Genomic DNA, 9,076 nt, shown 5'->3' on the forward strand with positions numbered 1-9,076 from the left:
CTCGTGGCCTCGGAGATGTGTATAATCGACAGACTACCAACTCCCACCTCCCAACTCCTAACTAACTCCAGACTCCCAACTCCCAACTCCCAACTCCCAACTCCCAACTCCCAACTCCTAACTCCCAACTCCTAACTCCCAACTCCTAACTCCTAACTCCTAACTAACTCCCAACTCCCAACTCCGCTCCTCGGTATTAAGCGCGATCGCTTCTTCACAATCTTTCACCGAAGCACGTTGTCGCATTGCTTCTACCAAAGCTTCATAACTAGACCAATTTTCTTGTAGTAAATTTTTCGCTTGCAGCAAGCAAAAGCGCTGTTTTTGGTCATAAGCTGGTGCAGAAAAGCCCAAACTTTTCAATACTGCTGCAATTCTTATTTTATCATCAGAACCACCCTCAGCATTATCAAACACCAAAGCTTCAGCCGCAATACCCGCCATCCAAACAGTACAATAGCGATCCAGCATTTGGGCAGTGATTTTACCTTCTTCGAGTTGCAAAGCTAATTCCGCATCATCAAAAGCAACCCCACCAAGTCCTGGTTGTCCTAGCTTCAAAGCCTCCCAAGCTGTCAGAGTATAGCCGCTGACAGGGATACCCAGCAAGTAAGCAGTCAAAAAGTGACCCGCTTCGTGGTGGACAATGCGATCGCGATGTTCCCCTGAAAAACCCGCAATCCAATCTAAAAGCAGAGAACCTCCCTTACCTTGCAAACTGAAAGAATCCAAAGTAGCGATTCCCAAAATTGTAAAAGTAGCGATCGCAGGTACTGCTGGTGATAAATTGACCAAAGGTCCCAGCAACACCGATAAAGTCATCAAAAAAATGGATATTGCAACTAAATTTAAAGAAGTTTGGCTCATTGGAGTATATTTCTGAGTCAGCGCGTAATCTTTCTTAATTATGATGCGATCGTTAAACTTTGACTAAAGCAGTTGACAAAACCAACAGCCTTAGATTATTATTTTATAAGGAAAATCTGTGCGCGCATATATATTCATATTTATAAACCGCCAAGTACAAATAAACCAGAATTCAGACTTTCGTACAGACGCCTCTGAGTGGAACGTCTCTACCGCTACTTTCGTACAGACGTTCCACTCAGAGGCGTCTCTAACTAACTGCTAAATTCTTTGTTTGGTTGTCTAGATATCTCTTAATATCTCTTTTTAATTCGATAATATTGGGACTTACTTTGGACAAGATGTGTTCTCCAGCTTAGACATGCAAATCTGCCAAAATCCCAATTGTTTAAATCCCTTCAATCCTGATGGCAATATATATTGCATAAGTTGCGGACAAAGCAACTTTGACAAACTTCTCAGAAACCGCTACCGGGTATTGAGACTATTAGGAGAAGGTGGATTTAGTAGAACCTACGAAGCAGCAGACGCAGACAGATTAAATGCACCTTGCGTCATCAAACAATTTGTCCCACAAGTTCAGGGAACAGGACAACGTATCAAAGCCGCACAATTCTTTCAAGAAGAAGCTTTTCGGTTGTATGAACTCGGAGAAAATCACATCCAAATTCCCAGATTACTTGCATACTTTCAACAAGGTATTAGCTTGTATCTCGTGCAAGAATTTATTATTGGGAAAACACTTTTAGCTGAAGTTCAACAACAACCCTTTAACGAAGAACAAATTCGCCAAATTTTACTTGATTTATTACCGGTTTTAGAATTTGTTCACTCACGTCACGTCATCCATCGCGACATCAAACCAGAAAACATCATCCGTCGTGAAAGTGATGGTAAACTAGTATTGATTGACTTTGGTGGTGCGAAACAAGTAACACAAACCAGTTTAGTTAGACAAGCTACAGTAATTTATACAATTGGTTATGCACCGAACGAGCAAATGGCTGGATTCGCTTGTCACGCAAGCGATTTATACTCATTAGGTGTCACCTGCGTGCGACTTTTAACGAAATCATTACCGCTTCTAGACGATTATGGACAGATTCAAGATAATCTTTATGATGCCATGAATGGGCAGTGGATGTGGAGAGAGAGATTAGAAGAAAAAGGCATTTTTATCAACGAAGAATTTGGGGAAATTCTGGATAAATTACTGAAACACTTAGCGAGTGAAAGATATCAATCAGCAGCAGAAGTTATTCAAGACTTGAAATCCCCCAAAATCAACTTGATCGAAAATACTGCACCAACAATATTATCTACTGCTCAATCGACATCACCAGCAGAAACGCAAATCATATCATCATTGCCCTCCTTATCAGAATTTCAATTTGAAGTAGTTACAGTAGATGTAAAAGGTAAAGAAATTAGCCGCAACCGTCAAAGTGCAAACTGCTTAATAGAAGACTTTGGTAAAGTCATCAAATTAGAAATGGGATCAATTCCCGGTGGAACTTTTATGATGGGTTCCCCAGAATTTGAAGGAGATGCAGACGAACATCCACAACATCAAGTCACCGTCGCACCTTTTTTTATGGGAAAATATCCCGTAACTCAAGCACAATGGAGAGCAGTAGCAGCATTACCCAAAGTCAAACAATCTTTGAATCCCCATCCATCCAAATTTAAAGGTATAAATAGACCAGTTGAAAATGTATCTTGGCACGAAGTCGTAGAATTTTGTTTTCGACTCTCAGAACAAACTGGACGCAACTATCGTTTACCTAGCGAAGCCGAATGGGAGTATGCTTGTAGGGCAGGAACCACTTCACCCTACCACTTTGGCAGAACTGTCACCCCAGAATTAGCAAACTGCGGTGGTAGCGATTCCTACGCTTTGGATGCAAAAGGGAAATTCCGTAAAGAAACCACTGATGTCGGCAGCTTTCAACTTGCCAACGCCTTTGGATTGTACGACATGCACGGCTTAGTTTGGGAATGGTGCGCCGACCCCTGGCACAAAAATTATGAAGGGGCACCCACAGACGGCACCGTTTGGGAACTTGGCGGAGATGAACATCGTCGGCTATTGCGTGGTGGTTCTTGGAGCTTTAGTCCGGAACTTTGCCGCAGCGCTAGTCGCAGTTGGAATGAAGCAGTTGGGGGACTCAGAATATGTGGCTTTAGGGTTGTGTTTTCTGAATGCCGTTGAATTTGGTTTGGGAAAGGTATTGACTGCGATTCCAAAATAGGTTATTATAATCTTGATAAGGAAGAACTATCATAAATTTGTGTTTTCTGAATGCCGTTGAATTTGGTTTGGGAAAGGTATTGACTGCGATTCCAAAATAGGTTATTATAATCTTGATAAGGAAGAACTATCATAAATTTGTGTTTTCTGAATGCCGTTGAATTTGGTTTGGGAAAGGTATTGACTGCGATTCCAAAATAGGTTATTATAATCTTGATAAGGAAGAACTATCATAAAATAATTAATAAAAAACCGTCTATCATGCAATAGGCGGTTTTGTTGTGTAAAATCATGTCCGAAAAATCACATATATTGTAGAGACGTAAAGAGTGGAACGTCTCTACGACACCTGATGAAGGGAAAATTTAATGAAGCAGTTATTCAGGTTTTTCAAACCAAGCAAAAACCAACCATTATTGAACCTGGTTATTATTGGGTTATGTACGGTTTTGTTTTTAGTAAATTTGATATTTAAAATATTTAGTTTTGTATTTCCTTCATTCAACGCGATCGCTGTAGCATTATTCTTGTTGATTCCGTTTGTACTTGTAGTTAATGGGTTTTTCTTTCGCAGATGGTGGCTAAAACTGATAAATTTTTGGATATTTTTATTACCAAGCTTGCTTTCTCTCTGGATTTTCAACAACGCTACTATAATCTTTTTATTAATTGGTATTTATCAACCAGAGCAAGAAATTAAATTTAAATATTATAATATTGTCGTTTATAAAAGTCCTGTATGGTTGGATACAGACGCACAGCGGGGATTTATTTTAAAGCAAGAAAAGATTATCTTTCCGGGAATTAAGTTAGCAAAGCCAATTTATGAAAATAAAAATCGTTATTTAGATAGAATAGAAAATTATCAAATAATAGGTCGAGATAAAGTAATTTTAGATTTTGTTTATTACGATGTGGGTAAAAAAAGAAAGCGTAAGGAGTCGAAAGAATTTCAAGTAAAAGATTTTATTTATTTTTAATTTCGTAGTAAGCGCTTGAGCGCTAAATAAAGCGCTGAAGCGCTTACTACGGTTTAAACCAGCTTCAAATCGGCGTACTCTGCGAATAAATCATCAGAGGTGAGAGTGTCACCTAAAGCTTGCGGAGTCCAGAGAACTTCAATTGCCAGAAGTTTATCGCTGGGGATACTACCAATTTGGCGTAAAGCTTGACGTAATTCCTCAACGTTGTTGACTGCTGGAATTTCAAACTTACCCAGTGTTGCCGCTAAGAGGGTGACAATGATATATTCTCCAGGACCTTGGGTAATTAGGTCAGTTGGGTTGTCAACATCAGCACCAGATAAAGCATTTTTGGGAGTAGCTGCTTTTAGCTGGTTGTTAACGTTAGAAAGAGTTTCTTCGCTAAATTTGCTGCGTTCTGCCAGTGTTAAACGGTTAAACTGAGCTTCAGCTGAATTTAAACGCACTTGCTCTGTACCACCACCTGCATATACCCAGTATTCGGGATGGCGTAGCAAAGCGAGACTGGCTTCTTGCAAAATTTCGGCTCTACCTTCTGGGGAGTTGGTGTCAGCTGTTTCGGCAATTCGGTTGAGTTCGGGTTGCAGTTCACGAGCTTGTGCGAACATAGCTACTTGCAGACGAGTGACGGAAACATTGGGATTGCTGCTGTAGCCTGTATCCTCTGTGGTTTCGCCACCGGTAGCGCGACGGAAAGCTTGTACCATGAAGTTAGCGATCGCCAAGAAAATTAAGATGGTAAACAAACCACCAAATCCAGACCCAATACCAAAGAAGGGAATCAAGAAAGGAAACCCAAATCCACCACCACCAGGATAATATCCCCCACCGTAGCCACCACCGTATCCACCGCTGTATCCCCCACCGGGAGGTGAATAGGTGCGGCTAGAAGGCGCTCTGAAGGAACCACCGCCGATTCTACCACCACTCCGGGCGGCTAATGCCTCGTCTACGTGACTCAGTGCCAAAGTAAACACTAAGCTGAGGACAAACAAAGTTTTTAATAGCGGTTTGATGGCTTGTTGTAGTTGTTTACGCATAACACAGTCACTTGAATTCATGTTATTACTTATGATTTCTCCTAGTACTGGTAGGAGTTTGTGCATAGATGAAACTCCTACCGTACGGAGCTCTGTTTTTGATATTTACTAGCTCTGTGTAAGATTCATCTATTGCTATACCTTTAATTTACCGCGTCTTATTATAGGCGTGCCGCGATCGCAGGGGGGATTTCTGGAGTAGATAACCGTACATTCATGAAATTTTCTATCTAAGCAACTAATTATCTCCACCAGAAAAGTGCGAGGGTGTACAAATCAGAAAAACTTATCACCGCTGTCAGCCGCGATAACTCAGACTTCAGTTTGGGATTGCAATTTTTTTTTCAGGCGATCAAAATAATCTTTTATGGATGCTTGCAGATATTTTTGGTTATCATCGATTGTATAGGCTAGTGAACACTTTTTAGTTATGCATTAACCTATTGCCGTGGAGTCGCGATCGCCTTTTTAACTTTAATTAAATGACACTTACTCCAGATAGACCACGTTTGGAGCGCATTTCAGCGCATTTAAATGTATTTCACAAAGCCACGATTCAAAGCATTATCGGCATTTTGGCATAACATTATGCCTGTATTTAAGATAAACTATTTATAGTAGATAGACTTAGGAATTTCTACAGTAGATTATACTTAGGTCATTTTTTTTTCTCATCGCTACTTAAGAATTATTGTTGATTCTTTTACTTTCCTAAATACAAATAAAAATATTTTTCTTCCAAAATAATTTCCTAATTTTTTTTGAGGATAGTTCGGGAAAAATAGCGTGATTTATGATTTATGGGATTAATTGTCATACATCATCTGATTGATGACGGACGAGAAAAAATCAAAATACTGATTATTAAAGGTTGCCGATTATTCAAATTTAGTGATAAAAACTGCACTAGGAAAAGTCGATAATTATGAAAAGCAACTTTATCTAAATTTTCTCCAGTCCACAGAATAAACAATTAAGAAGTTTAGACAGCGAAGTTTTCATGGAACAAATATCACAAATTGATGCAAAAATCCAAGACAAAACAGCCTATCCTGACATCTTAGTAATATCACGTACCTTCTTGCCGACGGAGGGTGGAATTGGAGAATATATATATAATCGCTGTCTGCAAGACCCAGAAAGGGTAATTGTTTTAGCGGGTAGTTGTTCTGGAGACAAAGCATTTGACCGCGATCAACAGTTTCCCGTGTACCGCTGGTCAAACCCGAGATTTTGGCGTAGTGGTTTTGTCGAGAATAAGATAAAACATATTCTCAATCTGGTCTTGTCATTTGTGCTAGCGGTGCAACTTTATTTTCGCTATCGTTACCGCTACATAGAGTGGGGTCACGGCTACAACTTTCTTTGCCTGTTGCTATTAAGCTATTTATTACCTATCCGTTTTTTTATCTACTTACATGGGAATGATGTGGTTCATGTTTTACGCAATCCGTTGTGGCGTATTCTATTCGCATTAACATTGATCCGAGCCGAAGGAATTGTTTGTAAAAGTTCGTTTATAAAAGATTACCTGAAAGCGAATTTCCGATTTAATACTCCTACCCACATTATTAATCCTATCCTCAGACCAGAAAAATTTGCGGTAGCAGCCATTGATAGCATTGATAACTTAGGTGTTCGCGTCCGTCAAGCGTACAATATTCCGGAAACATCTGTAGTCATTCTTTCAGTAGGACAACTTGAAAAGTGTAAAGGCTTCGACCGAGTGATTGAAAACTTAACACTACTACTGACTCAGGGGATAGATGTTCACTATATACTTTGTGGGCAGGGTGCTTGTGAATTAGAACTGAAATCTTTAGCACGTCGCTTGCGAGTAGATAAACGGGTACACTTTGCCGGATATGTAGGCGATCGCGAATTAGCTGGCTACTATGCAGCTTGTGATTTATTTGCTATGCTTAGTTTGTTTGACACCAAATCCGCCAGTATAGAAGGTTTTGATGCAGTTTACTTAGAAGCAGGTTACTTCGGTAAGCCTGTAATTGCTTCTTCTTTAGGTGGTGTGATCGATGCTGTTCGCCATGAAGAAAATGGCATCCTAGTTAATCCGAATTCTGGCTGTGAAATTTTTCAAGCTTTCAGTCGCTTGTGTCAAGACCAGCAGCTACGTGAAAAACTAGGTCGCATCGGAAAAGAACTAGCCAAACGCAAAACCCTTCACCGGACGCTTTACGCTTCAGGAGTTTGGAGTTAGGAGTTGGGAGTTAGGAGTTGGGAGTTGGGAGTTAGGAGTTGGGAGTTTGGAGTTTGGAGTTAGGAGTTAGGAGTTGGGAGTTAGGAGTTAGGAGTTGGGAGTTGGGAGTTGGGAGTTGGGAGTTGGGAGTTGGGAGTTGGGAGTTGGGAGTTGGGAGTTAGGAGTTTGGAGTTTGGAGTTAGGAGTTGGGAGTTAGTCTATAATCATTGACCCTTGACCATTCACCATTGACTCATCCACCCCCGACAATCGTGACGACTTCAAGGCGATCGCCTTGGTGTATTTTTGTCTTGGACCAAAACTGACGGTGTAAAATTTCCCCATTATACTCTACCGCTATTAAACGGAGATTAAAACCTAATTCTTGGAGTAGATCGGGTAAAGCTGTAAGGGAAGAGCAAGTACGAGTTTCCCCGTTTAGAGAAAGTGTAATCTGGTCAGACATAAGTCACAGATGTACTAAAAATAATTTGGGAATTGTTTAAACATTTGCTTTAACGCGATAAAGTTGGGAGAGGAAATATTGTGTTACTAAAGTAGGTTGTTCGGCTTCCATAAGCGATCGCACTACCGCTACACGTTCGGCGCCTGCGTCAATCACCTCGTTTATATTATTTGGGTCGATTCCCCCAATGGCAAACCAAGGTATCGGACTATTTTTCGCTGCATAACTGACATATTCTACGCCAGTTGCTGCCTTACCCACTTTTGTGGGAGTTTCATAAACTGGTCCAACACCAATATAATCTGCCCCATCGGTAATTGCCCCTTGCATTTCTTTTGAATTTGTGGTAGAACGACCTATCAAGCGCTGCGGTCCGAGTAATTGTCGGGCAATGGCAATCGGCATATCTTGCTGTCCTAAATGCACCCCATCTGCATCTACTGCCAAAGCCAAATCCACTCGGTCATTCATGATAAAAAGAGCGCCGTAGCTGTGACATAGCTGCCGCAACTTCATGGCTTGTTCTAGACGCACAGTATCATCACCGATTTTATCGCGGTACTGTAAAAGCGTTAATCCACCTTTCAGGGCAGCTTCAACGGTTGACAATAAACTTTCACTTTGGGAGGTGACAAGATAAAGACGCGATCGCAATAGCAATTGATGACGCTGATAACCTAATAAAGTACTTTCCAGGGTATAAACCCGATAACGCATCTGCTTAAAAGCTTTCCCCATATTCGGATGACTGAGCTTGCCATATTCTTCCAGCACCCGCATTGCTTCTTGTACGCGACCAAAGTTAGCTTGCAATAACGATTTGATATTGGTGCGTTGTTCTTCCTGAGGATGACTTAACTCAGTACCAGCATCGCCCATTGTATCTCGTGCCGCCCGCATTTGAGCCGTATGCCAACTAGCTACATCTTGTCGTAAATGCTTACATTCAAGAGTTAATTGGGCATTATTCAGCCCAAAGCGACACCATTCTTCGATAATTCGCAAGCCTTCACGAGCGCGATCTAAATTTGCGTCTAAAATGCGGTAAACAACATGCTGTATCTCCTCTGTTTGGCTGTATGGCTCGACCATTAGAACAACCCTATTAGTGCTTTCATCGTCACAGCCAGCCTCTTTCATATTTGCAATCTTTTTCGCATCGAAGTTGGTTATTTATTAAAAAATGGGCAATGGGCAATGGGCAATGGGCAATGGGCAATGGGCAATGAGCAATGGGGAATGGGCAATGGGCAAGGGGTCAGGGTGCATGGG

General features: G+C 41.0%; 7 protein-coding genes. 3 read left to right on the forward strand and 4 right to left on the reverse strand.

What is annotated here, in order from left to right:
- Nucleotides 1-159 precede the first annotated feature (159 nt).
- Nucleotides 160-867, reverse strand: coding sequence for an ATP-dependent Zn protease (locus OGM63_RS15215; RefSeq protein WP_263746432.1), 708 nt, complete (start codon nt 865-867; stop codon nt 160-162).
- Between the two features lie 361 nt (nt 868-1,228).
- On the opposite strand from OGM63_RS15215, the gene OGM63_RS15220 reads away from it, so the two are divergent.
- Nucleotides 1,229-3,079, forward strand: a complete 1,851-nt coding sequence (locus OGM63_RS15220) for a bifunctional serine/threonine-protein kinase/formylglycine-generating enzyme family protein (RefSeq protein ID WP_263746433.1) — start codon at nt 1,229-1,231, stop codon at nt 3,077-3,079.
- Between the two features lie 407 nt (nt 3,080-3,486).
- Complete coding sequence (locus OGM63_RS15225) at nt 3,487-4,098, forward strand: hypothetical protein (protein ID WP_263746434.1); 612 nt, start codon at nt 3,487-3,489, stop codon at nt 4,096-4,098.
- Between the two features lie 53 nt (nt 4,099-4,151).
- Here OGM63_RS15225 and OGM63_RS15230 read toward each other — a convergent pair whose 3' ends face one another.
- Nucleotides 4,152-5,141: a DUF1517 domain-containing protein gene (locus OGM63_RS15230; protein WP_263746435.1), complete on the reverse strand. Its 990-nt coding sequence runs from the start codon at nt 5,139-5,141 to the stop codon at nt 4,152-4,154.
- A 1,000-nt stretch (nt 5,142-6,141) separates the two neighbouring features.
- On the opposite strand from OGM63_RS15230, the gene OGM63_RS15235 reads away from it, so the two are divergent.
- Nucleotides 6,142-7,359, forward strand: coding sequence for a glycosyltransferase family 4 protein (locus OGM63_RS15235; RefSeq protein WP_263746436.1), 1,218 nt, complete (start codon nt 6,142-6,144; stop codon nt 7,357-7,359).
- 232 nt (nt 7,360-7,591) lie between these two features.
- Here the strand turns inward: OGM63_RS15235 and thiS are convergent, their stop codons facing one another.
- Nucleotides 7,592-7,804, reverse strand: a complete 213-nt coding sequence (thiS, locus tag OGM63_RS15240) for a sulfur carrier protein ThiS (protein WP_263746437.1) — start codon at nt 7,802-7,804, stop codon at nt 7,592-7,594.
- 36 nt (nt 7,805-7,840) lie between these two features.
- A complete protein-coding gene (locus OGM63_RS15245; RefSeq protein ID WP_263746438.1) occupies nt 7,841-8,896 on the reverse strand; it encodes a thiamine phosphate synthase in 1,056 nt (351 codons plus the stop codon).
- Nucleotides 8,897-9,076: the final 180 nt, after the last annotated feature.

The organism is Plectonema radiosum NIES-515, assembly GCF_025753815.1.
In the GTDB taxonomy this organism is placed as follows: domain Bacteria; phylum Cyanobacteriota; class Cyanobacteriia; order Cyanobacteriales; family Nostocaceae; genus Hassallia; species Hassallia radiosum_A.